Source organism: Methylorubrum pseudosasae, assembly GCF_029504475.1.
Classification (GTDB): domain Bacteria; phylum Pseudomonadota; class Alphaproteobacteria; order Rhizobiales; family Beijerinckiaceae; genus Methylobacterium; species Methylobacterium extorquens.
The window spans coordinates 227,236-251,245 of sequence record NZ_JAQGDU010000002.1 but is presented as its reverse complement, the minus strand read 5'-3'; the positions used below and the strand labels follow the sequence as shown (position 1 = coordinate 251,245).

At 68.7% G+C, this 24,010-nt stretch carries 21 protein-coding genes; 4 read left to right on the top strand and 17 right to left on the bottom strand.

What is annotated here, in order from left to right:
* Window positions 1-12: 12 nt before the first annotated feature.
* From M2437_RS02040 to M2437_RS02020, 5 genes are all read right to left on the bottom strand, one after another.
* Window positions 13-150: a LacI family transcriptional regulator gene (locus tag M2437_RS02040; protein WP_301292956.1), complete on the bottom strand. Its 138-nt coding sequence runs from the start codon at window positions 148-150 to the stop codon at window positions 13-15.
* Window positions 151-334: 184 nt separating this feature from the next.
* A complete protein-coding gene (locus M2437_RS02035) occupies window positions 335-1,420 on the bottom strand; it encodes a hypothetical protein (RefSeq protein WP_253389221.1) in 1,086 nt (361 codons plus the stop codon).
* 48 nt (window positions 1,421-1,468) lie between these two features.
* Window positions 1,469-4,522, bottom strand: coding sequence for a penicillin-binding protein 1A (locus tag M2437_RS02030; protein WP_253389220.1), 3,054 nt, complete (start codon window positions 4,520-4,522; stop codon window positions 1,469-1,471).
* Window positions 4,523-4,739: 217 nt separating this feature from the next.
* Complete coding sequence (locus tag M2437_RS02025) at window positions 4,740-5,939, bottom strand: flagellin N-terminal helical domain-containing protein (RefSeq protein ID WP_253389219.1); 1,200 nt, start codon at window positions 5,937-5,939, stop codon at window positions 4,740-4,742.
* 183 nt (window positions 5,940-6,122) lie between these two features.
* Window positions 6,123-7,322: a flagellin N-terminal helical domain-containing protein gene (locus tag M2437_RS02020; protein ID WP_003600419.1), complete on the bottom strand. Its 1,200-nt coding sequence runs from the start codon at window positions 7,320-7,322 to the stop codon at window positions 6,123-6,125.
* 203 nt (window positions 7,323-7,525) lie between these two features.
* Between M2437_RS02020 and M2437_RS02015 the strand changes: the two genes are divergently transcribed.
* The gene (locus tag M2437_RS02015; RefSeq protein WP_003600422.1) at window positions 7,526-7,942 is read left to right on the top strand and encodes a flagellar biosynthesis repressor FlbT; all 417 of its coding nucleotides are present in this window, start codon (window positions 7,526-7,528) and stop codon (window positions 7,940-7,942) included.
* A 98-nt stretch (window positions 7,943-8,040) separates the two neighbouring features.
* Here the strand turns inward: M2437_RS02015 and M2437_RS02010 are convergent, their stop codons facing one another.
* A complete protein-coding gene (locus M2437_RS02010; RefSeq protein WP_003600423.1) occupies window positions 8,041-8,256 on the bottom strand; it encodes a DUF3606 domain-containing protein in 216 nt (71 codons plus the stop codon).
* 94 nt (window positions 8,257-8,350) lie between these two features.
* Window positions 8,351-9,514 carry an acyltransferase family protein gene (locus M2437_RS02005; protein ID WP_003600424.1) on the bottom strand — a complete coding sequence of 388 codons (1,164 nt, stop codon included), beginning with the start codon at window positions 9,512-9,514 and terminating at the stop codon, window positions 8,351-8,353.
* 303 nt (window positions 9,515-9,817) lie between these two features.
* Here M2437_RS02005 and M2437_RS02000 point away from each other — a divergent pair, with 303 nt between their 5' ends.
* Window positions 9,818-11,203, top strand: a complete 1,386-nt coding sequence (locus tag M2437_RS02000; protein WP_003600425.1) for an HD-GYP domain-containing protein — start codon at window positions 9,818-9,820, stop codon at window positions 11,201-11,203.
* 101 nt (window positions 11,204-11,304) lie between these two features.
* On the opposite strand, the gene M2437_RS01995 is transcribed toward M2437_RS02000, so the two are convergent.
* Window positions 11,305-11,682 (bottom strand): restriction endonuclease, encoded by a 378-nt coding sequence (locus tag M2437_RS01995; RefSeq protein ID WP_003600426.1) that lies wholly within the window; start codon window positions 11,680-11,682, stop codon window positions 11,305-11,307.
* Window positions 11,683-11,859: 177 nt separating this feature from the next.
* Between M2437_RS01995 and M2437_RS01990 the strand changes: the two genes are divergently transcribed.
* Window positions 11,860-12,288 (top strand): protein tyrosine phosphatase family protein, encoded by a 429-nt coding sequence (locus M2437_RS01990; RefSeq protein ID WP_003600427.1) that lies wholly within the window; start codon window positions 11,860-11,862, stop codon window positions 12,286-12,288.
* Window positions 12,289-12,406: 118 nt separating this feature from the next.
* Here the strand turns inward: M2437_RS01990 and map are convergent, their stop codons facing one another.
* Window positions 12,407-13,159: a type I methionyl aminopeptidase gene (gene map, locus M2437_RS01985; protein WP_012752296.1), complete on the bottom strand. Its 753-nt coding sequence runs from the start codon at window positions 13,157-13,159 to the stop codon at window positions 12,407-12,409.
* Between the two features lie 607 nt (window positions 13,160-13,766).
* On the opposite strand from map, the gene M2437_RS01980 reads away from it, so the two are divergent.
* Window positions 13,767-14,426, top strand: coding sequence for an HdeD family acid-resistance protein (locus tag M2437_RS01980; protein WP_003600429.1), 660 nt, complete (start codon window positions 13,767-13,769; stop codon window positions 14,424-14,426).
* A gap of 34 nt (window positions 14,427-14,460) precedes the next feature.
* Here M2437_RS01980 and M2437_RS01975 read toward each other — a convergent pair whose 3' ends face one another.
* From M2437_RS01975 to minC, 8 genes are all read right to left on the bottom strand, one after another.
* Window positions 14,461-15,378: a transporter gene (locus M2437_RS01975; protein ID WP_015950169.1), complete on the bottom strand. Its 918-nt coding sequence runs from the start codon at window positions 15,376-15,378 to the stop codon at window positions 14,461-14,463.
* A gap of 374 nt (window positions 15,379-15,752) precedes the next feature.
* The gene (locus M2437_RS01970) at window positions 15,753-16,610 is read right to left on the bottom strand and encodes a beta-keto acid cleavage family enzyme (RefSeq protein WP_012752298.1); all 858 of its coding nucleotides are present in this window, start codon (window positions 16,608-16,610) and stop codon (window positions 15,753-15,755) included.
* The gene (locus M2437_RS01965) at window positions 16,610-17,965 is read right to left on the bottom strand and encodes a sigma-54-dependent transcriptional regulator (RefSeq protein WP_003600433.1); all 1,356 of its coding nucleotides are present in this window, start codon (window positions 17,963-17,965) and stop codon (window positions 16,610-16,612) included. The genes M2437_RS01970 and M2437_RS01965 overlap by 1 nt, the downstream gene beginning before the upstream one ends.
* Complete coding sequence (locus M2437_RS01960) at window positions 17,955-19,835, bottom strand: sensor histidine kinase (protein WP_012752299.1); 1,881 nt, start codon at window positions 19,833-19,835, stop codon at window positions 17,955-17,957. Before M2437_RS01960 ends, M2437_RS01965 begins: the two co-directional genes overlap by 11 nt.
* Before the next feature lie 384 nt (window positions 19,836-20,219).
* Entirely contained in the window at window positions 20,220-21,101 is an 882-nt protein-coding gene (locus tag M2437_RS01955) for an ABC transporter ATP-binding protein (RefSeq protein WP_003602621.1), read from the bottom strand.
* A gap of 8 nt (window positions 21,102-21,109) precedes the next feature.
* On the bottom strand, window positions 21,110-21,931 hold the full coding sequence (locus M2437_RS01950; RefSeq protein ID WP_003602620.1) for an ABC transporter permease: 822 nt from the start codon (window positions 21,929-21,931) through the stop codon (window positions 21,110-21,112).
* Window positions 21,932-21,943: 12 nt separating this feature from the next.
* Window positions 21,944-22,924 (bottom strand): ABC transporter substrate-binding protein, encoded by a 981-nt coding sequence (locus M2437_RS01945; RefSeq protein ID WP_012752301.1) that lies wholly within the window; start codon window positions 22,922-22,924, stop codon window positions 21,944-21,946.
* Window positions 22,925-23,187: 263 nt separating this feature from the next.
* On the bottom strand, window positions 23,188-23,916 hold the full coding sequence (minC, locus tag M2437_RS01940; RefSeq protein WP_003602615.1) for a septum site-determining protein MinC: 729 nt from the start codon (window positions 23,914-23,916) through the stop codon (window positions 23,188-23,190).
* Window positions 23,917-24,010 lie beyond the last annotated feature (94 nt).

Below are 24,010 nucleotides of genomic sequence, written 5' to 3'. Positions count from 1 at the left end.
GTCTCACCCCCGCTACGACGAGCCCCGCCGCACCGCCCGACCGCTCAGCGTCACCTTGCACACCGGCTGGCCCGGATGGGCGATCCGCTCGAACAGGGGGCGCATCGCCTGGGCACCGATTGCGGCCACCGGCTGCTCGATCACGGTCAAGCCGGGCTCGAAGCCCAACAAAAAGCGGCGCGCCTAGGGGGCGCGCCGGCTGAGGTAACTCGCGGTCTCAGGAACGAGTCGTTGTACTTTATCCAATATACCAGAGCGTGTCTGTGCTCATCCGGTGACAGATCCCCTCCTGCTCACACTTTTGTGAGAAACAGGTGACACCAGCAGATGCGCGTCACCGCTTCGCCAGGGCGTCCGCGAAGGCGACGATGCGGTTGCGGGCGTAGGTCGGCACGCCAGCGCTGATCGAGGTGCCGGTGTTGAACGAGGAATTGCCCATCAGCACCTGCACCGGCAGCAGGTTCTTCAGCACCGGCACGCGGGCATATTCCTGCTTGCGCTCCAGCACGTCGGCCTTGATGGCCAGCGCCATGTAGGTCGTCACCACGGTCCGGTTCGGATCGTCGGGGGCCGGCTGCATCACCGCCAGGAACTTGCCGAAGCGCAGGATCTGATTGACCCAGAAGATCGTCTGTTCGAGCCCACCCGCCACGGGCGTGTCGATCTTCGTCAGCGCTGCAAGACCCGCCGCCTCGGCCGGTGGCAGCACCCGCAGCTCGCTCTGGAACGAGACGAACTCCGCGACCTTCTTCGAGCTGCCGAGTTCGAGCTTGTTAGCGAGCTTCACGCCGAGCGGCAGCTTGCCCTCGAGATCGTAGCGCGACTCGATGCACACGCCGCCCGCCCCGCACCAGGGCCGGTCGGGGCGCTTGGCAAAGGCAGCGGCCGGGTCCTTGGTCGGCGTCACCTCCGCCGGTTCGAGCCGCTTGTGGCGGATCACCGGGTCCATCTTGGCCAGGAAGTCGAGATTGGCGAAGGCCGACAGGTCGATGGCGGAGGGCGGCTTGGCCACGACGAAGCGGCCTTCCGCGACATAGACCTTCAGGGTCTCGTGGCGCGGCTTGGCGACGCCGTTCACCGTCTGGGTGTAGTCGGGCTCGGTATAGCCGGGCCAGGGGCTCAGCGCCGCGGCCTCGGCGGCCCGTGCCTTCCGCCACGCGTCGAAAGCGATCAGCCCGCTCTCCGGATTGGTCGAAGCCGCCTCGCGGTGGTCGCTGAACAGCACGGTGCCGGGCTTGAGGCTCGCGGCGTCGCCGGGCGTCAGGGCCGGCACGTCCTTGACCCGGTCGGAGACCAGGGCAGCGGGTTTGGGAAGATCCTTGGGGAGATCCTTGGGAAGATCTTTCGCCACCTCCTGCGCCTGGGCCGGCACGGCCAGCGCGAGCGCGACGACAAGGGCGGCCGGAAACTGCCTGGACAAAGCGGACCTCGAAGGAGTCGATGAGGGAAGGCGTCGAAGGGCGCGGCTTCAGTAGCCCGGGTCGTCGCCGAACAGGTAATCGGGATCACGGCGGCGCTGGCGCGCGCGGGTGTCGCCTTCGTCGTCGAAGGGCGAGCCGAACGGCACCGGGTTGACCTGCCCATAGCGGTCGCGGCCGGGCCACGCCTGCGGCTCCTCCCGGCGGTCGCGGCGCAGGCCCCAAGGGTCGGCTGTCCGGCCGGAATCGGTCTCGGCGCTGCGCCGCTGCGCGAACGGGTCTTCGGTGGTCCGGCGCCCGCCCGGCAGGTTGCCGAAGAGGTCGCCGGCCACGTCCGCCCCGTCCTCGGCGTTGGCGTAATCGCCGTCCTCCGCATCGGGACGCATGGCGTAGAGCGTGTCGCGGGGCACGAGCGCGTATTGCGTGTCGGCGACCTGCCCCCCCTTGAGGCGGAAATGCTCGATGAAGCCGCCGCCCGCAACGCGCTGGCCGCTCCTCGGCTCGATCGGCAGGTCGGCGATCAGCGCCTTCGCTTCCGGAGAGGGGGGCGCCAGCGGCGTGCGGGCCACACCGTTGGCCCAGGCCGCCTGGAAGATGGCCCGCGCGATCGGCACCGAGACGTGGCCGCCGGTCTGGCCGCGGCCGAGCGTGCGGCGCACGCCGTCGGCGTTGTCGTAGCCGGCCCAGACCACCACGGTGATCTCGTTCGAGAAGCCAGCAAACCACGCGTCGTTCTCGTTCTCCGAGGTGCCGGTCTTTCCAGCGACATAAGCAGAGATGCCCGAGAGCGCCGCGGCGGTGCCGTGCTGGGTCACGCCCTGGAGCATGGTCTTGAGCTGGTAGAACGCGACCCGGTCGGCCGAGCCGATCCGCACCGGCGCCTTGTCGGGATGGCGGTAGAGCGGTTTGCCGTCACGCTCGACCGCTTCCAGGGCGTAGGCGCTCGGGCGCGCGCCCTCGTTGGCGATGGCCGCGTAGAAGCTCGCCAGATCGATCATCCGCACCGGCTGGGCGCCGAGCACGAAGGGATAGTAGCGCTCGCACTCGGCGTAGAGCTGGGCCTCCAGTGCGATGTCGCAGACCCGCTGCAGGCTGTCGGGCGCCTTGGCCGCGATGCCGCCCTGAAGCAGGCGGGCCGTGACGAGGTTCTTGGAGAATTCGAGCCCGCGCCGGATCGTCGTCGCGCCGGAGCCGCCGCCGTCGTAGTTCTTGGGCGACCAGGAATCGCCGACCCCACCGATCGGCGGCAGGGTCACGGCGGAATCCATCACCAGGGTGTTGGGCTGGAGCCCGGCGTTCAGCGCGGCGAGGTAGGTCAACGGCTTCAGGGTCGAGCCCGGCTGGCGCACGGCCTGCGTCACTCGGTTGAGCTGGCTCAGCGGATAGGAGAAGCCCCCGCTCATCGCCAGGATCTTGCCCGTGCGGTTCTCCAGCACGATGGCCGCGCCCTGGACGGTGGGGCGCACGCGCAGGTCGGCGCGGAGGCTGCCTTTGCCCTCGCGCAGGCGCACCCGGACGGCATCGTAGAGCTGGAGCTTTCCGCGCGCGGGGCCGGGCTCCAGGCTCGCGACCCGGCCGTCGGGCAGGCCGACCTTAGTGCCGTTCTTGCCCGTCTGGAGCACCACCGCGAGCGGCCAGCGCACGTCGTAGAGCGGCGGCCGGGTGGAGGCGAGCGCGCGCTGCCAAGCCGGCTGGACGGGGGGCTTGGCCGGCGCCTTCGCGGCCGCCTTGTCCGCCCCCTTGGCTGTCTTGGCACCCTTCTTCGCCTCGGGCGCGGGCGCCGGCTCGCCGGCGGGCTCCGGCGCGGGCGCGGCGGCCTCGATGCGCTTGATCGCCTCGGACAGGTTCAGTTCCGGCCCCTCGTAGCGGGCGCGGCCAGTGCCGCGCTCGTAGGCCGCCAGACCTTCCTGCAGCGCCGCTTCGAGCGCGCTTTGCAGGCCGGCATTCACCGTGGCCCGCACGGTGTAGCTCGCGTTGGTGAGCGTTTCGAGCCCGGCGAAGGTGCGCGTCTCGCGGGCCACGTGATCGACGAGGTAGAAGCCGGAATCCTGGCGCGCGGCATCCGGCGGCTTGATGCCGAGATCGGAGGTCAGCGCCGCATTCATCTGCGCTTCTGTGATCGTGCCCTCTTCCTTCATCCGGCTCAGCACGTAGGCGCGCCGCTCCCGGGCCCGCTCCGGGTACTTGTCGGGGCTGTAATAGTTCGGGCCCTTCGGTAGGCCAGCGAGCAGGGCGGCCTCCGGCAGCGTCAGCGCGCCGACCGACTTCCCGAACCACGAGCGCGCCGCCATCTCGATGCCGTAGGCGCCGCGGCCGAGATAGATCCCGTTGAGGTAGAGCCCGAGGATCTGCGGCTTGGTCTGGAGCCGCTCCAGCCGCGAGGCCACGATCATCTCGCGGATCTTGCGCTCGTAGGTGACGTCGTCGCCCACCGACAGGTTTTTCACCACCTGCTGCGTGATGGTCGAACCGCCGGCCGGGCGCCCCGGCGAGGCGAGGTTGCCGACGAAGGCGCGGATCACACCGCGCTCGTCGATGCCGTGGTGCTGGTAGAAGCGCTTGTCTTCGGCCGCGACGAAGGCCTTTTGCACGAGGTCGGGCACGCCCTCGATCGGCACGACGAGGCGGCGCCCATGCGTCTCGAAGGTCTCGGAATAGGGCTTGCCCGCCGCATCCAGGATCACGCTGGCGCTGGGAAGCTTGATGTCGCGCAGGGCCTCGGCCGAGGGCAGGTCCTTCACGGCGTTGTTGTAGAAGGCGATCACCGCCGCCGCCTCGAAAGGCGAATTGGGCGGGTTCTCGCCCTTGCAGAATTGCTTGTAGCTCGTGTTCAGCTCGGCGATGTCGAGCCCGTGCAGGATCTTGGGCGCGTTGTCGCCCGCCACCGCGCTCGGATCCTCCATGGCGGTGGAGATCAACTCGTCGAGATTGATATCCTCGATGTCGAAGGACTTGCGCATGTGGGCGCAGCCGTCGCGCAGGATCGCCACGACCTGGCCGCCATCCTTGGCCGGGTCGAACTGGGTCCGCACCGCGTCGGGCCGCGTCGTGACCTGGGACAGGGTCAGCGCGGTCGCGAACAGCTTGATCAGGATGGCGTTCATCGAGCGGTTGAGGTCCCCGGTCGGCACGCGACGAAGAGCGTACCAGGACCGATCAAGCGGCGCACAACGCGGCTGATTTATGGACAGGCTCGCCCGGACGCCACGGGGCGGGGCTGCGCCGCCGTCGGGTGTGGACGCCAGCCCCTCCAACGAAAAAGGGGCGACCGCTTCGCGCGATCGCCCCCGAAACCCACCCGCCTGCGACGACCGATGCCGATCAGCGCAGGAGCTGGAGGATGCCCTGCTGCGCCTGGTTGGCGAGCGACAGCGCCGAGATGCCCAGCGACTGTCGGGTCGAGAGCGCCTGGGAGTTCGCCGCCTCCTCGTTGAGGTCGGCGTTGGTCAGGTTCGACGCGCCGGTATCGAGGATGTTGACGAGCCGCTTGGTGAAGTCCTGCCGGTTCTGCACCACGGAGAGGTTCGAGCCGAAGGTCGAGCTCGCCGAGCGCAGGGTGTCGGAGCCTGCCGTCAGCTTGGTCAGCGTGCCCTTGATATCGGTGTCGAGCAGGAAGTTGCCCTGCCCGTTCGCCGTCGCACCCGAGTTGCCGGTGATCGAGGTCAGGCTCAGGCCGTCGGCCGTCAGATCCTTGCCCTGGACGTCGAGATTGGCGGTGTCGCGCTCGTTGAAGGTAATGTGCAGCTTGTTCGAGGGGTCACTGTTACTGATCAGATTCACGCCGTTGAAGCTCGAATCCTTGGCCAGCTGCGTAATCTGGATCAACAGGCTGTTGTACTGCTCAGCCAGCTTCGCACGCGTCTCCACGCCTGAGATGGTCAGGTTGGCGCTGTTGCTCGCGACCGTGTTGCCTGTGCCGTACTTGTCGGCCGTGGCGGTACCCGTGCCGGCGGCAAAGCCTAGAGCCGTCTGGCCGGTCGTGGTTGCGAACTCGACCGCCGAACTGGCGTTCAGCACGATCTTCTTGCCGGTCGTGTCCTTGGAGAACATCGTCGAGCCGGCCGCCGTGTTGAGCGCGGTGATGGCCGCATCGATCGTCGAGCTGGTCGCGATGGTCGCCGTCTTGGTCGCGCCGTTGACGAAGAAGTTGACGGAAGTCGACGTCGTGGTGCTGGCGGCAAAGTCGGTGGCTGCGGTGCCGGTCGTCGTGATCTGCGTCGACAGCGCCTGGTTGGCGGTGGACTTGGCCGAGTCGATCAGCTTCTGGATCGAGGTGATGCCCTGGTTGGCCGCCTGGATCGTCTGGATGCCGTTCGAAATCGAGTCGAGCAGCGAATTGAGATCGCCCGATCGACTGTTGAAAGATTGCGCGGTGAAGAAGTTCACCGGGTTATCGAGGGCCGACGAGACCTTCAATCCCGTTGCCAGCCGGTTCTGGGTGGTAGCCGTCAGAGCTGAGGTGTCCTGCAGCGAGAGCAGGTTCTGACGAGTGGCGGCGGAAAGCGTGACGCTTGAAGACATGGGTAACAACCCCGTTCAGATCGATACCGATCCGGCATTAGGGTTAATTCACCACGCCCAGGGTTTCTTTAGCGTTAACGATCTCTTCTCGGCCAAATAATTTTCGATTTTGGAATGAGGAGACGGTCGGAACAAGGTCCCGACCGTCTCTTTTGCTGGTGTGGTACGTCTCAGAGAACGTGATCAGCGCAGGAGCTGAAGGATGCTCTGCTGCGCCTGGTTGGCGAGCGACAGCGCCGAGATGCCCAGGGACTGACGGGTCGAGAGCGCCTGGGAGTTCGCCGCTTCCAGGTTGAGGTCGGCGTTGGTCAGGTTCGCCGCACCGGTATCGAGCACGTTGATCAGGTTCTTCGAGAAGCTCTGACGGTTCTGCACCACGGAGAGGTTCGAGCCGAAGGTCGAGCTCGCCGTACGCAGGGTATCGGAGCCTGAAGTCAGCTTGGTCAGCGTGCCCTTGATGTCCGTGTCGAGCAGGAAGTTGCCCTGGCCGTTCGCCGTCGCACCCGAGTTGCCGGTGATCGAGGTCAGCTTAAGACCGTCGGCCGTCAGATCCTTGCCCTGGACGTCGAGGTTCGAGGTGTCCTTCTCGTTGAAGGCGATGTGCAGCTTGTTCGAGGGGTCACCGTTGCTGATCAGATTCGTGCCGTTGAAGCTCGAATCCTTGGCCAGCTGCGTGATCTGGGTCAGCAGGCTGTTGTACTGCTCGGCAAGCTTGGCGCGCGTCTCCACGCCTGAGATGGTCAGGTTGGCGCTGTTGCCCGCGACCGTGTTGCCGGTGCCGTACTTGTCGGCCGTGGCGGTGCCCGTGCCGGCGTCAAAGCCCAGAGCCGTCTGACTGCCCGTCGTCGCGAATTCGACCGCCGAGCTGGCGTTCAGCACGATCTTCTTGCCGGTCGTGTCCTTGGAGAACATCGTCGAGCCGGCCGCCGTGTTGAGCGAAGTGATGGCCGCGTCGATCGTCGAGCTGGTGGCGATGGTCGCCGTCTTGCTTGTGCCGTTGACGAAGAAGCTGACGGTCGTCGCCGACGTGGTGCTGGCGGCAAAGTCGGTGGCTGCGGTGCCGGTCGTCGTGATCTGCGTCGACAGCGCCTGGTTGGCGGTGGATTTCGCCGAGTCGATCAGCTTCTGGATCGAGGTGATGCCCTGGTTGGCCGCCTGGATCGCCTGGACGCCGTTCGAGATGCCGTCGAGCAGGCCACCCAGATCGGTCGAGCGGTTCGACAGGTTCTGCGCGGTGAAGAAGTTGACGGGGCTATCGAGGGCGGAGGAAACCTTGAGGCCGGTGGCAAGGCGGTTCTGGGTGGTGGCCGTCAGGGCCGAGGTGTCCTGCAGCGAGAGCAGGTTCTGACGGGTGGCGGACGAAAGCGTGATGCCGGAGGACATGGGGGCGATCCTTGTGGGTCTTGATACCGCCTTTTTGGCGACACCCTGACACTCCACCCCGCGCCTTGCCGAGACCTTAATCCAACCGTCCGATTCCGCCGCTTTCGCCCGTCAAACGCAAGCATCGCGCAAAGCCTTGCCTTCGTGGTTAAGAGAACATCACGACCTTTGCTTCGTTTCGTCCCACCAAGGAACTGTCCACCATGGCCCTGCGCATCGAGCTCAAGCCCCAGGAGCGGCTAATCATCAACGGCGCGCTGATCCGCAACGGCGACCGCCGCTCGACCTTCGTGATCGAGAACCAGTGCAAATTCCTGCGCGAGAGCGAGATCATCACCGAGACCGAGGCCGACACCGCGGCCAAGCGGCTCTGCGTGACGCTCCAGTTCATTTATCTCGCCGACAACCCGCCGGAGGCCGAGGATCTGTTCGTGCGCCAAGCCACGGAAATCATGAAGGCGTCGCCGAGCATGGCGCCCTACATCCTCGCGATTCAGGACGAACTTTCGGCGCGCCAGTATCACCGCGCGATCAAGCGCGGGCGCGAATTGATCGCCTACGAGCGCCAGCTCCTCGACCATCTCGAGGCGAGCCGGGATGCGGATGCGCATCAGGGCTGAGCGGCCGAGGCGGGCGCGGGAGCCCGAAGCCTCGTCCTGAAACGAGCATCCAGGACGAGGCTTTCACTGGGCCGGGGATCGCCCCGCCCTTTGCGGTCTCACACGATGCCGCTCTTCTCGTAGGGCCAGGGCTTGCCGAGATGGGCGGCGACCCGGGCGGCATCGGAGCCCACCGCCTCGACCGCCGCCTGCACCTGCTCCGCCGGCACCTCGAACCGGCGCGCCCAGTAGGCGCGGTCCCGCGGGGCGTCGAGAACCACCTGGGCGGGATCGCCGCTCACCGCATGTCCGACGTCGGACCCTTCCTGCACCATGCCCCTGTCCTCCCGATCGCGCCCGCACGAAGAAGCGGCCCAAAGGGGGCAAACCGGCGAGCGGGGCAGGATGGTTCCGCCGACGGTCGTCCGCTCATGCCTCGCGCGGGGCCGCCGCCGGCCGCAGGCGTGCCGGCGCAGCCGGTGCCGGTGCGATGTGGAAGGCGGCCGGGCGCCGGAACAGGAAATCCAGGCGGGTGCCGCGTACCAGCCGCTCGAAGGCGAGCGGCACCGTCACCGCCGCCACAGTGACGACGAGGCTCGCGAGCCCGACATCGAGGGCGAGATCGGGCTGGGCTTCATTGAACCGGGCGATCAGGGTGCGGGTGAGCGCCATCGGCAGGAAGAAGCCGAGATAGATCACGATCGAACGCTCGCCGCAGGCGCGCAGCGCCGCGGTGACGGGGCCGCCCGCACGGGTCATCAGCCCGGCAAAGGCGACGATGGCGAGCGCGCCGACCGTGCCGAGCCCGAGGCTGACCACCGGCAGGCGCGCGAGCGTCGGCAACGCCTCGATTCCCGTCGGCGTGAACACGAACACGGCCTCCAGCACGGCCCAGAGGGCGAGACCCGCGAGCGCGAGGCCGGCCCGCTCGCGCACCCGATCGGCGAAGCGGAAGATCCACTCGGCGAAGAGGTAGCCGCCCAGGAAGTAGACGTAGCGCTCGCAGAACTCGTCCAAGAGCTCCGGCAGGCCGCTCGTCGGCAGGATCTGCAGCACAGCCGCCGCGACCAGCAGCACGGCCGGCGGCACCCGGCGGTGGAGCAGCTTCGTCACCACCGAGAACACCGCGAGCAGGTAGACGAACCACAGCGTCGAGTAGGGCACCACCAGCGCCTCCGCGAGGTGCAGGCCGAAGGCAGCGAGTTTCTCCGCGCTCCCGTCCGCTCCGCCGACGATCGAGCCGGCCTTGAACAGCGACTGGATCACCACCCACAGCCCGTAGAAATAGGCGAAGTGGACCACGCGCCGGTCCGCGAACAACCGCCAGTCGCGGTCGATCACCCGGCCGAGGAAGAGCCCCGAGAGCAGGAAGAAGTCGGGGATCCGGAACGGTTTGGCGAATTCGACGACCGTATGCAGGAAGCCCTCGCCGCCCAGGGCCTCGCCGGTGCCGAGCGTCGAGTGCATCATCACGACGAGAATGATGCAAAGGCCCTTGGCGACATCGACCCAGGCGAGCCGGGCGGCCTCTTCGGGAAGCGGGCGGAGGGGGCGGGTGGCCGCGGTGGACGCTATGGAGGGCGCTGCGGTCATGGCGGACGGACCTGGTGCGGGCGGGATCGAGCCGCAATGGTGGCGCCGAAGCGTTAAGCGCCCGCGATCACGGCCCGGCGATCTCGCCATGCGGTTAATACCGCAGCAACACGGCCGGACATTTCCCACAGGTTGCCACGCCCTCGGCTGAAACGCCGTATTCGCCCCCGGCAAACCTGCGGATGCAGTAACACGCAGAGTCCGTTCACCATCCGGCCGGGTCGCCGTCGCGGCGCAACGCTTTCATCAGGCTCTGCAAGCAGTGTTCGGGCCGAAGAGCAAGAGGACGGGTGGGGGGAAGTCATGCACATCGTGTCGGGCAGCGAGGGGGAGCAGACCGTCCAACTTTCGGAGATTCTCGGCGCCCTGAGCCACGCCCTCGATCTGACGGAGGGCCAACCCGTCGGGCATTGCGTGCGCGCGACCTGGATCGGCTTCCATATCGGCCGGCAGATGGGCCTGCCCGAGCTGCAGCTCTGGGAACTCTACCACACCGTGATGCTGAAGGATCTCGGCTGCTCCAGCAATGCCGCGCGCATCTGTGAACTCTACCTGTCGGACGATCTGAGCTTCAAACGCGACTTCAAGACGGTCAGCGACAGCCTGCCGAAGGTTCTGGGCTTCGTCTTCTCGCATACGGGCCTCAAGGCCGGCTTAGCCGACCGTTTCCGGGCGGTGCTCAACATCCTGCAGAACGGGGGTACGATCGTCGACGAACTGATCCAGACCCGGTGTCAGCGCGGCGCCGAGATCGCCCGGCAGTTACGCTTCCCGGCCAGCGTCTGCGAAGCCATCCACGCCCTCGACGAGCACTGGAACGGCGGCGGCCGGCCTGATCGGCTCTCCGGCCCCGCGATCCCGCTCTATGCCCGCGTGGCGCTGCTCGCCCAAGTGGTCGATGTCTTCCACGCCTCCGCCGGCCGCGCGGCGGCCCTGGCCGAGGTGCGAGCCCGCGCCGGCACGTGGTTCGATCCGCAGATCGTGGCTTGCTTCGAGGCGGCCGCGGCCGCCCCCGGCTTCTGGGAGACCCTGGCCTCCGACGGAGTCGAGGCGGCGGTGTTCGCGCTGGCGCCCCGCAGCCCGATCGTGGTGGACGAAGACTACCTCGATGACATCGCCCGCGCCTTCGCGCAGATCATCGATGCCAAGAGCCCGTTCACCTCGGGCCATTCGGAGCGCGTCGCGGTCTATGCCGACATGGTCGCGGCCGAACTCGGCTACACGCCGGAGCGCCGACGCTGGCTGAAGCGGGCCGCGCTGCTGCACGATGTCGGCAAGCTCGGGGTCTCGAACGCGATCCTCGACAAGAACGGCAAGCTGGACGAGGCCGAGTGGCAGGACATGCGCAACCACGCCTCGATGTCGGAGACGATCCTGACACGGGTGGCCGCCTTCCACGAGATCGCCCGGATCGGGGGCGGCCATCACGAGCGGCTCGACGGAAGGGGCTATCCCCGCGGGCTGAAGGGCGAGGCGATCGCGCCCGAGACACGGATCGTCTCGGTCGCCGACGTGTTCGACGCCCTGACCGCCGACCGGCCTTACCGGAAGGCCATGCCCGTGGAGAAGGCGCTGGCGATCATGCGCGGCGATGTCGGCACCGCCTTCGATCCGGACTGCTTCGCGGCGCTGGAACGCGCCATCGCCGGGCTCGACACGGAATTGGCGCAGGCGCACGAGGCGGCATAGGGCGACACGCACGGCTCATCCGAGATTACTCGCGAGATCACTCGGGCACCCCGCCGGAGCGTCGGAGCCCGCGATGCCCGCTCGGCCGACCGGGTCTCGCCCTACCGCCGCACGCCCCCGTCGCCGCGCCGGTCGCGGGTCTTGCGCGTGGGGGCGTGGAAATCGTCGGGCTTGCCGCGCACCCAGTCGAGGAAGCGGGCGATCTCGGGATCGGCGCGCAGCGCCTCGACCTCGGCGAGCCGCCGGGCGATCTCGGCCTCGCTGTAGCGGGCATGGATCGCCGAGTGGCAGATCTGATGGAGCCGAACGGTCGCGCCGTGGGCGCCGCCCTTCATCTTCGGCGTGAGGTGATGCAGGCTCTGGCGCGCATGGGCCGGAATCGGCCGCTCGCAGAGCGGGCAGACCGGCGTGGCCGCCGGCTTCGGTCCGTGCGTCTCGGGATCCGCGTCGCGCCAGCGACGGGCGCGCCGCCCCACCACCGCGTGTCTCCGTTCAATGGCCCGGTCGTGCCGGGCGCCAGGGAAACGGACGGGAAGCCGCACGGCTCTCCCGCCGGGGCCCGCGTCACGTGCGCCGCCTTGATCGCGCGCAGCGCCTTGTTGCGGCAAACGGTGCAGGCTACGCCCGGAGCTCAGACGGCGATACGGGTGGGCGGCATGAAGCGGACAACCATCGATTCCAAGCTCTCCGTGGCCGGCCAGCCGAGCCTCGGGGAGATCGAGGCGCTCGGGGCCGAGGGCGTGCATCTTCTCATCAACAACCGTCCCGATGGCGAGGAGCCGAGTCAGCCCGGCGCGTCGGCCGAGCGCGCGGCGGCGGAGGCGGCGGGCCTGCGCTACCTCGATCTGCCGGTGACCGGCCCCACCCTCACCCGCGAGGCGGTGGAGCGCTTCCACGCGGCGGTCGAGGCGGCGCCGGGCCCGGTCGTCGCCCATTGCCGCAGCGGAACGCGCTCGCTGACGCTCTGGGTGATCGGCGAAGTGCTCGCCGGACGCCTGGGCCGGGATGAGGTGGCAGCCTACGGCGCCCGCCACGGCTACGACCTCTCGGGCGCTGAGCGCTGGCTCGACGCGAATGCGGGCTGAGTGACGAGCCTCGTCCCGAAAGGTGGCTGCCGGCTTTCGGGACGATGCGGAATCAAAAACGGAGAGCGGCGTCCTCGACCTGACATCCAGGTCGACGCTCTGGCGACGCTCTCTTGCGCTACGCCCCCGGCATGGTGAGGATCAGCGGACCGTTGCGCGTGGCGACGGCGGTGTGCTCGTACTGGACTGTGAGGGCGCGCGGCCGGCTGTAGAGGGTCCAGGGATCGTCGCCGTCCTCGGCGAAATCCGCGCCCAGCGATAGGAACGGCTCGACGGTCAAGACCATGCCGTCGCGCATGATCCGGCGCTCGGACGGATCGGGCCAAGTCGCGATCTCGGTCGGCTCCTCGTGCAGCGACAGGCCCACGCCGTGGCTCGCGAGGTTGCGCACCAGCGTGTAGCCGTTCTTGTGCGCGAAGGTGCCCACCGCCCGGCCTATCCCCGAGAGCGGCTTGCCGGCGCCGACCTGACGCAGGCCCGCCCACATCGCCCGGCGTCCGTCCTTGCACAGCCGTTCGACCGCGCGCGTCACCGGCGGCACGGCGAAGGACGCGCCCGTATCGGCAAAGTAGCCGTCCCGCTCCGCCGAGACGTCGATATTGACCAAGTCCCCCGGCGCGATCCGGCGCTCGCCGGGGATGCCGTGGGCGATTTCCTCGTTGACGCTGATGCAGGTCGCGCCGGGAAAGGCATAGACCGCCTCCGGTGCCGAGCGCGCGCCAGCCGCCTCCAAGAAGGCCCGCCCGACGTCATCGAGCTCGCGCGTGGTCATGCCCGGTTCGATCGCCCGGCCCATCGCGGCCAGCGTATCGGCCACGATGCGACCGATCTGCTTCAGCCCCGCCAACTCGTCGTCGTTCGACACCGTCATGTCGCGTCCTTTCGCACCGTCGGGGTCCGGCATCCCCGTCCCGGCCTTCGCAGAGAAGCCTAAGCTTCCGCCGGACGGTTCTGCCATCTTCGGGCGATTCCGCGAAGCCATCGGTGTGGCTCGGACCGTCGCCATGCCTGCATGAGAGCGGGCGGTTCCCGCGGGGGCATTCAGGGGGGCACGCCGCGTCGCTCGAACCGAGACACGGCAGCCCCTTCGATTGCGCAAGGGATCACTGGAAACGCCATGAAAGGTTCCTGGCGCAGAATCCGAGACACCCGCAGATGTCGCTTCCCGCATCCAATCTTGATGCCGGGGCCCGCGAATTCAGGATCGACCAAGCGGCGGCTCGAGCGGCAAGATCGCCGCTATCGCCTCCACCGAAGCGGCTCGGATACGCACATCGGCCGCAAACGATCCGATGGCCCTGAGTACGGACACTTGCGAATTGGCTTCATGCTCCGTCCCTCTATCACGAAGCGGGGAACAGGCAGCTCTAAGTTGCGTTGCACAACCGATGGGACGCGTGTGCCCGGCCCGATCCGGCCGCTGCGCCGCCATCGCCGACCTTGCCCGACTGTGCCCAACCTTGCCGGAGGAGCGTGAGATGGCTGGAACGTCCGAGACATCCGGTGCAACCCATCCGCCCGGCTTGCCGCCGACCGGATCGGACCGCCTCGACGCGATGAGCGCCGTCCTGGCCCGTAACTGGTGGCTCGTGGCCCTGCGCGGGGCGCTGGCCATCCTGTTCGGAGCGATCGCCTTCGTGGCGCCGGGGGCCTTCGTGCTCTCGCTGGTGCTGTTCTTCGCGGCCTACATGCTGGTCGACGGCTTCTTCGGCATCGCCGCGGCGGTGCGAGCGGCACGGCAACACGAACGCTGGGGCTTCCTGCTGCTCGAGGGTCTGCTCGACATCGTGGTCGGCGTCGCGGCGTTTCTGGTGCCGGCCGCCGCCGTCTGGGCCTTCGTGCTTCTCGTGGCCGCTTGGGCACTGCTCTCGGGCGGGCTGATGATCGCGGCGGCCTTCCGCCTCCATCCGCATTACGGGCGCTGGTGGCTCGGCCTCGGCGGCGCCGTCTCGGTGCTGTTCGGGATCGCGCTCCTGATCAATCCCGGCATGTCGGCTTTGGTGCTGACGTGGTGGCTCGGCGCCTACGCGGTGGCCTTCGGCGTGATGCTGCTGATCCTCGGCTTCCGCCTGCGCTCCCATCACACGGCGCCGGCGCGGCCGCTCTCGGAAAGCGGCCACGCCAGAACCTCAAGCTGAATGGTGTCCGGCCCGCCTGAGGCGGGCCGGATCGTCACTGGCCGGCAATCGCCGGCCCCGCGGCGCTGTTGCGCCGAACGAGGACGCGGTTCGGAACCTGTTCCCCCTTATCCGGCCGCCAGAGCGGCACGAGGAAGCGCAGCCAGGCGCGCGTCTCCTCGCCGCCGAGGTTACGCTGGGCGATGTCGCGGGTGACGAAGGATTGGACCGTGAACTTGTCGAACGCGTAGGCGACGAGCGGGCCCATGGCGACCTGCCCGCCGGGCCGGTAGCCCCGCCGGTTCGTCGGCAGGTCGGTCGAGCCGAAGGCGACGGCGCCGAACGACCATTTGCCGAACCGCTTGGTCGCGGTCAGGTCGAGGTTGAGGTAGTCGGAATAGTGCACGTTGGTCGGCGAATTCTCTGCCAGCATCGTGCCGTAATGGAGGTTGGCCGTCACGTTCCAGCCATCGCCGACATAGCTGATCGCGAAGCGCTGCGCGATCGAGGCCGACCGGAGTGCCAGGAGCGTGTCGCTGGGCCAGAAGCCACCGAGGAAGTAGCTGACGCCGAGGTTGTCGTTGATCTTCCAGGCGATCTGGGCGGTCGTCAGCGGTTGATAGAGGCCTGCCTGCCACGGACCGCCTTGCGGGCTGGCCGCGTTGAACGGAAACGACTGAAGAAACCGCAACTGTCCGCCCAGCACCTTCCAGGGCGTCGCCCAGAGGAAGACGACGAGGTTGTTGTTGCCCTGGTTGTCCCGCGGCTGCGTGCTGCGCTCGGCGAAGCTCGTCGTGAGGGCCATCTGGACGCCCTCCGGAACCTGCCAGCCCGTCGGAAGGCCGACGGTGATGCCGGGCAAGGCGGCGGAGCGGGCCAGGGCCGAGGAAGACGCCCCAGCCAGGCATGCGCCCGCTACGCAAACAGACGTGACGACCTGTGCGGCGCGGCGCACTTTCTGTCCGAATTTCAAGTCGATTCCCCCGGAACTCGCGCCTGAACCGCCGTCCTCGACTCGGCACGCTTTGCTCGTTGAGCCACCTTCATGGAGGGCCGACCCAGGGGGGAGAAGCCGAGCTTCAGCTGATCAATTGATAAACATCGAGACTTGTTACAAGTTTAATTCAAAAACAACAGACTAAAAATATCTGCATGCCATCAAAAAAAGAGGGATTAAAAATCGTCTCCGCACAAATCCACATTTGAAGCCGGTTGGGAGCGCCACCGCCGAAGTAGATGCCGGCCCGGTATCAAGCACAGCCTCACGAACCGGGCCGCAAAATGTCGCCGATGCGAACCGGCCCGGCGTCAGCGCCGGATCGGGCCTCCGGAGAGGCCCGGTGCGGGTCAGGCCATCAGCGCCCGCGCGGTGTCGGCATCGGCCAGCGGGCGCCCGAGCAGGCGGGTACCCTCCGCAGCGCGGCGGATCTGGGCGGCATTGCTCTCGGCCGGGTGGCCGTCGGGCGCGAGCAGGCTGTTCTCGAAGCCGACGCGCACATGCCCGCCGAGGCCCGCCGCGACGAGGGCGCAGGCATTCTCTCGCGGGCCGAAGGCGCAGATCGACCAGAGCGGCACCCCCTTCCCCGAAGCGGCGAGGAAGGGCAGCAGGTCGGCAGGTCGCGAGACCTGTCCGGGCGTGTAGCGGCCCAGCACGAAGAGCGGGAAATCCCCGCCCTCGCCGAGCACGCCGCGGCTTTTGAGATCGGCGTAGCGGGCGACCTCGGCCGGTTCGTAGAGAATGATCTGGAGGAGGACGCGCTCGCGCCGCGCCCAGGTGAAGAACGCGGCCGCCGCCGTCTCGGCCCCGGCATCGGGCACGATCTCGCGCAAAGCCAGCGACACCGCCTCGGGGCGGGTCGCGCGCACCACCGCCATCTGCTCCGGGGCTTCGTAGCGCCCGGCAGCCTCCGAGGTGATCTGGACGACGAGGCGATCCCCGACCTCGGCGCGGATCGCGGCGGTGACCGCGCGATAGGCCTGCGCGTCGAGGAGGTGGCGGCCTTGCGCGTCGCGGACATGGACGTGGATCAGGGCGGCACCCGCTTCCGCGATCTCGGCAGCGGTGCGGGCGATCTCGCTTTCCGTGATCGGCAGGGCCGGATGGTCGGCCTTGCTGCGGGTGGCGCCGTTGGGGGCGTTGGCGAGGATGAGCGGCGGCCAGCCGGTGTCGTGCGTCATGGGCTCGTTCTCGTATTCGAAGGACATCAGTCGCCCGCGCTCAAGCCGAGACGCCGCATGCGGTCGGAGAGCGTCTTGCGCGGCAGGCCGAGCGTCCGCGCGGCCTCGGCGATGCGCTGGCCGGAGGCCTTGAGCGCGTCCTCGATCACGAGTCGCTCCACCCGATCGAGCAGGGCGTCGAGGCTCGGCGCCGCGCCGGGGCCGCCGGCGAGGTCCGGGCTGAGGAAGCCGAGGACGTAGCGCTCGGCGGCGTTCTTGAGTTCGCGCACGTTGCCCGGCCAGTCGGCGAGCATCAGCGAGCGGCGCAAGGACGGCGGCACCTCGATCACCGGGCGCTGGTACTTCACCGCCGCCTGGACGAGAAAGCGCTCGAACAGGAGCGGGATGTCCTCGCGACGCTCGCGCAAGGGGGGCAGGGTCAGCGTCACCACGTTGAGGCGGAAGAACAGGTCGCGGCGGAAGCGGCCCGCCTCTGAGAGCGCGTCGAGATCCTCCTTCGTGGCCGCCACCACCCGCAGATCCACCGGCACGCTGGTATTGGAGCCGAGCCGTTCCACGCGCCGCTCCTGCAGCACGCGCAGCAGCTTCACTTGGAGCGCCAGCGGCATGCTCTCGACCTCGTCGAGGAACAGCGTGCCGCCGCTCGCGTGCTCGACCTTGCCGATGCGGCGCTTGCCCGCCCCGGTGAAGGCGCCGGCCTCGTGGCCGAACATCTCGCTCTCGAACATGCTCTCGGGGATGGCGCCGCAATTGATCGCCACGAAGGGTTTCGCCGCGCGCGCGCCGCCCTCGTGCAGGGCGCGAGCGACCTGCTCCTTGCCCGCCCCGGTCTCGCCGAGCACCAGCACGTCGGCGGCGGCCGAACTGAGCGAGGCGATGTCGTCGCGCAGCCGCCGCAGGGCCGGCGACTGGCCGACGAGGCAACGCTCCACCGCACTGCCCGGCGCGTCGCCGCGATCGAGGGCATCGCGCAGGCGGCGATTCTCCATCACCAGCGCCCGCTTCTCCAGGGCGCGGCGGACCACCTCGACGAAGGCATCGTTGACGAACGGCTTCTCGATGAAGTGGTAGGCGCCCTCACGCATGGCGGCGACCGCCATGGCGATGTCGCCGTGGCCGGTGACGAGCACCACCGGCAATTCGGGGTCGCGGCGGCGGATGTCGGCGAGGAGTTCGAGCCCGTCGCGGCCCGGAAGACGCACGTCGCTCACGACGATGCCGGAAAAGCCGCGCCCGATGGCCGGCAGCGCCGCCTCGGCGCTGGAAAAAGCCTCGACCGCGATGCCGGCGAGCTGCAGCGCCTGCTCCATGGCGAGCCGAACCATCTCCTCGTCGTCGATCAGCACGACCCGCGCCGCGGCTGGCTCGGCCTCAGGAAACATGGCGCATCCTCTCCGGCGGGGGCATGTCCGCGGCCTCCTTGATTGCGTCCTGCTTGATCGCTTCCTTGGCCACCTCCATCACGAGGTCGAAGGCGAGACCGCCGCCGGGCATCGGCCGGGGCTGGAGGTTCGCCCCGAATTCGCGGGCGATGGCGAGCGAGATCGGCAGGCCGAGGCCGAGCCCCTCCCCTGCCGGCTTGGTGGTGAAGAACGGCTCGAAGAGGCGCGCCAGCGCCGCCGCGTCGAGGCCCGGCCCGTTATCCTCGACGCTCAGCACGACCTGCCCCTCCCCGGCCCAGGCGCGCACCGCGACCTCCGCACCGGGGCGCCCCTTCACGGCATCGAGGGCGTTGCCGACGAGGTTGACCAGCACCTGCGACAGGCGGATCGGCTCGAACACCACCCATCGCGCCGCTGGGTCGAGATCGGTCGTCACCCGTGCCCCCGCGTCGCGGATGCGGGAGGACAGGATGGCGAGGCTTTCCGAGACCGCCACGCCGACATCGACCGCGACCCGCTCCGTCCCCGAGCGTCGGGAGAAGCTGCGCAACTGTCCGGTGATCTTGCCGAGCCGGTCCACCAGGGAGACGATCCGGGTCAGGTTGGCGGCGGCCTCCGCCTCCCGGCCCTGGCGCAGGAAGGCGGAGGCGTTGTCGGCCAAGCCCCGCATGGCGGCGAGCGGCTGGTTGAGTTCGTGGGTGATGCCTGCCGCCATCTGGCCGAGGGTCGCCATCTTCGCCGCCTGGACCAGCTCCCCTTGCGCCTCGCGCAGGTCGCCCTCGGCGCGGGTCCGCTCCTCGATCTCACCCGCGAGCTTGAGGTTGGCCGCGCTGAGATCGGCGGTCCGGGCCGCGACCGCAGCCTCCAGCGCCCGCTGCGCCGCGCGGTTCTCGCGCACCCGCCGCAGGTGCTGGCGCCCGTAGAGGCCGATCAGGCCGAGCACGACCAGCGCCAGGATCGCGCCGACCCGGGCGCTGCGCCCGGCGATGGCCACCGGCGCGGCGTCGGCGAAGAGCAGCAGCGTCCAGCCATAGGCCGGCAGGCTGGCCTCCTCGAACAGCGCGGGGGTCTGCGGCGCGGCCTCCGACCGGCTGACCAGGGGCACGCCGCCGACGGTCTCCGTCCGGCCGAGATCGATCGGGGCATAATCGTCGCGCCCGTACTGGCGCGTCCGCTCCATGCCGGCGCGGGCGGCGGCGTCGAGCGGCTTCGTCGCCCGGAACTTGAGAGCCGGATCGGAGGCGAGGAAGACGATGCCGTTCTCGTCGGCCACCAGCACGCGGTCAGTGCCTTCGCGCCAGATCGTCTCCAGCGGGTCGAGGCTGACCTTGGTCGCGACCACGCCGCGCACCGTGCCGTCGATGACGACGGGGGCGCTGATGAAATAGCCGGGCACGCCGGTCAGCGTCCCGATCGCGTAGAAACGTCCGGTGCGCCCGCCGCGCGCTTCCGTGAAGTAGGGACGATAGGAGAAGTCCTGGCCGACATAGGTCTGGGGCGTATCCCAGTTCGAGGCGGCGATGGTCAGGCCGGACGGGATCAGCAGGTAGACGACACCCGCCCCCGCCTCGCGGCTCAGCCGTTGGAGATAGGCGTTGACGGTGGCGACCTGCGCCGGATCGTCGGGGGCGGCGAGCAACGATTGCACCCGCGGATCGAGGGCGGCGGCGGCCGGCAGAAACCCGAACCGCTCGATGGCGCCCTCCAGGCTCTGGGCGTAGATCTCCGCCCGCTGGCGCGCGTCACCCGCGAGGCTTTCCGCCACGCGGGCCTCCGTCACCTCCCCCGCCTTGAGCACGGCGAAGACGGCCGCGACCGCGAGGGCGGCGAGGATGAGGACACGCGCGGCAGTGGCGCGGGGGATGGGCATCACTCTCATGGTCCGGAGGAGGCTTTCGTCACCGCCATCGTATCCGGTGAGCGATCAGATGCGATGTCCGGTTGATCGGACGGGCGCCGCAGCTCCCCCCTCTCCCTGCTGTGCGGGGAGAGGCCCGCAGGCACCCTGCCGTGCCTGCGGGAAGCGGAGGCGAGAGCCGGAGCGGTGGTGAGGGGGCTTGTACGGAAGGGGCTCATCCGTCGAAGCCCCCTCACCCTCGCCTACCGGCTCGCTCAGCCGACGACAGGGTCGGCCGAGCCCTCTCCCCGCGCGGCGGGGAGAGGGGATCCGCGATCTCCGAAGTGATGATCCGGAAACGATATGAGAACCTAGCATGGGAGCGCCGCGGGCCGAAGAAAGCCGTGGCGGCGATCCTCAATCCGTCGTCAGCCCCTTCAACTCCACCTGCTCGAACCGGTGCTGCTCGGCGGTGACGAGGGCGGAGAGGTCGCGCTTCAGGGCGTTGAAGGCGGCCGAGGCGCTGTCGCGCGGGCGCGGCAGCTCGACCCGCAGGTCGCGCTTGATCGTGCCGGGACGGTAGGTCAGCACGACGATGCGGTCGGCGAGATAGATCGATTCTTCGATCGAGTGCGTGACGAACACGATGGTCTTGCCCGTCGCCGCCCAGATCCGCAGCAGCTCGTCTTGCAGCGAGCGGCGGGTCAAGGCGTCGAGTGCGCCGAACGGCTCGTCCATGAGCATCACCGGGCTGTCCAGCGCCAGCACGCGGGCGATCGCCACGCGCTGGCGCATGCCGCCGGACAGGTCCTTGGGGAAGCGGTCGCGGAACTCGGCGAGCTTGAGCATGTCGAGGAGTTCGGCCACCCGCGCCTGGATCGCGCCGCGGGACATGCCCTTGATCTCCAGACCGAAGGCGATGTTCTGCGCCACCGTCATCCAGGGGAACAGGGCGTATTCCTGGAACACCATGCCCCGGTCGGGACCGGGCGCGGCGACCGTGCGGCCCTCGACGTCGATGCCGCCGCGGGTCGGGTGCGAGAAGCCGGCGATGGCGTTGAGCAGCGTCGACTTCCCGCAGCCGGACGGACCGAGCAGGCAGACGAACTCACCGCGGTTGATGGTGAAATCGATGTCCTTGAGGGCGACGACCTCGCCGCCGGGGACGGGGAAGATCTTGTCCACGCCCGAGACCACGATGTGCGGCGAGGCCTGGGATGGGGCGGCGGAGGTCACCGGAGGTGCGACCGGGACGGCGTCCTGAGTGACGGATTCGATAGGATGCAGTTGCGCGGACATGGGAGACCTCACGATTCCAGGCCGCGATGCCAGCGGAGCAGGTGATTGTTCAGGCGGCTCACCGCCATGTCGATGACGAGGCCGAGCGCGCCGATGGTCAGCATTCCGGCGATGATCTTGTCGGACCAGAAATATTCGCGCGCCTCCAAGATGCGGAAGCCGAGGCCGTTATTGACCGCGATCATCTCGGCCACGATCACCACGATGAAGGCGGTGCCGATGCCGATCCGCGCCCCCGACAGGATGTAAGGGGTGGCGGCCGGCAGGATGACCCGCCGGAAGATCGTCATCCGGCTGGCGCCGAGGCTGCGGGCGGCGCGGATATAGATCCCGTCCACATGCCGCACGCCCGCGATGGTGTTCATCAGCACGGGGAAGAAGGCGCCGATGGCGATCAGGAACACGGCGGGCGCGTTGCCGAGGCCGAACCACAGGATCGAGAGCGGAATGTAGGCGATCGGCGGGATTGGCCGCAGCACCTGCATCAACGGATTGATGTGGCGGTAGATCAGGTCGCTGGAGCCCATGAACAGGCCGAGCGGCAGGGCAAGCCCTGCGCCGACGGCGAAGCCGACGACGACGCGGTAGAGCGAGGCCATCGCGTCGTGCAGCATCTCGCCGGAGAAGAGCCACGCAAACCACGACCCGTGCTCGGGATCATAGGCTTCGAGCGGCGCGAGATAGGCCCACCAACGCACCGCCACCGCGGCGGGCGAGGGCAGCACCATCGGGTTGACGAGCCCGGCCGTGCAGGCGAGCTGCCAGATCACGAGGATGGCGACGGGAACCGCCATCCCCTCGGCCAGGGGTTTGAGACGTAAGGCGTTCACGGGAAGCCCTCCTCAGTTCGTGCCGGCGGAGGCTTTGGCGGCCTCCAGCAGGTCGAGCTTCACCCAGTCGACCGCCTTGGCGGGCTTCGACATCTTGCCGATGCCGTGCTCGGCCATGACGTCGGTGGTCCGCTGGATGTGGTCGGCGCTCATCTCCAGGGTGTAGGGCGAGTTGGCGAGCGCCTCCTGGAACTCCGCCGCGGTGACCTGACCCTTGAACACGTCCTGCGTGACGAAGGTCTCGGCGGCCTTCGGATCGTCCATGAAGGTCTTTTGCGCCTTCACGAAGCACTCCATGAACTTGGCTGCGACCGGCTTCTTCTCGCCGTAGAACTTCTCCGTCATCACCAGCGTGCGGATCGGCGAGCCGACCGGAGTGTCGTAGGGCTTGATCACCTCGACGCCGAAGCCGCGGGCGATGGCCTGGGCCGATTGCGGCTCGGTCTGCATGATCGCATCGACCTGCTTCTGCAGCAGCGCCTGGTTGAGATCCGGATAGCCGAGATAGATCAGGTTGACGTCACGCGCCTTGAGGCCGTGCTTGGCCATCTCGGCGCCGAGCAGCACCTCCTGGATCGAGCCGCGGGTGACGCCGACCTTCTTCCCCTTGAGATCGGCCGCCGACTTGATGCCGGATTCCGGCGTCGCCAGCAGGCGGGCGCCGCCCTTGGCGAAGCCGCCAACGATGAAGACTTGTGCGCCGTTGCCGCGGGCCGAGATCGCGGCTTCCGAGGCGGTGGCGCCGACATCGAGTTCGCCGGCGAGCATCGCCTGCATGATGTCGGGCCCCTTGGCGAAGATCTTGAGATCGACGGTCAGGCCGCAGGTCTTGGCGATCTCCTTGACGTAGGAGACGCCGGCGAAGTGGGCGAGCTTGAGGTTGCCGACGCGCACCACTTCCTGGGCGGAGAGCGGAAGCGGGGCGAGCGATGCGGCGGTCGCGGCGGCGAGCATGGCAAGGCCGCGACGCGTGAGACGGAGGCGTTCGAGCAAGGGGCTTCTCCCGGATGGCCCGGCTCTGCGGCCGGTGCGAATGGTCCGGTCCTCTTTGCAGAGTGCATGCCAGCCATGCAGAAAGCGCTAACCTTCGTGTAATCCCTTGTTCGAAAAAGGCTTCCTTGGGATCTCCCCGATCACGACCGAACGACGGGCGGCGGATTTCCGCCACCTAGGCCGTCGAGGCGGCGGATGCCCGCCATCCGCACGCCTTTGTGATGGACGGCCGCAGCCGGCGGGCGCGTGCCGAAAACGGGGCGTCAGTCGAGCGGCACGAGGACGATGGCGTCGCCTTCCAGCCGCGCCTGGACCGACTGGCCCCAGCGGGCGCCGCCGAGATCGTCGGCGGTCTTGTAAAGACCGTCGATGGCGACGAGTTCCGGCTCGAACTTACGGGTGAGGATGCGGGCGCCCGGATCACCCACCGCCCCCGCGATCGCCCGGCCGCGCAGGGCGCCGTAGATGTGGATCGAGCCCCCCGCGATCACCTCCGCCCCCGAGGCGACCGAACCCATCACGGTCACGTCGCCGTCGAGATGCTGGATCACCTGCCCCGAGCGCACCGGCGCGTCGAGCACGAAGGAGCGTGTCCGGGTCGGAGCCGCGGACGCCACCAAAGCCGGGGCGGACGGGTGGTCCGCCGTAGGCGCCTCGGCGGCGCCGGGTTCGGGGGGGGCGATGTCCTCGACCGGCTTGCCCCCCACCAGCGGCGGCGGGAAGCCGGGCCCGAGCGAGGTCGGCCCGATCCCCTCGATGCCGAGGATGGTGATGGAGCGCTGGTTCAATTCCTCGCAGAGATGGGCGAGGTCCGAGCGCTCGAAGCGCAGCCCGGTCACGTCGAGGATGATCGCCCGCACCGAGAAGAAGGCGGGCGCGCGCCGCTTGAGCGCGTCGAGTTCGGCGAGCCACTGATCGATCGGCGGCACGGGGGCCAGCACCATCGCCAGGAAGGAGCGGCCGCGGAAGCGGATCGGGGGACGGTCGGTCACGGGCAACGTCGCAGCGTGTGGATCATGCCCGACAGCTTATGGCAGATCGCGCGCCGCGCCGCGCGGGGGTGCGGCGTCCTCAACAGCAAACGCC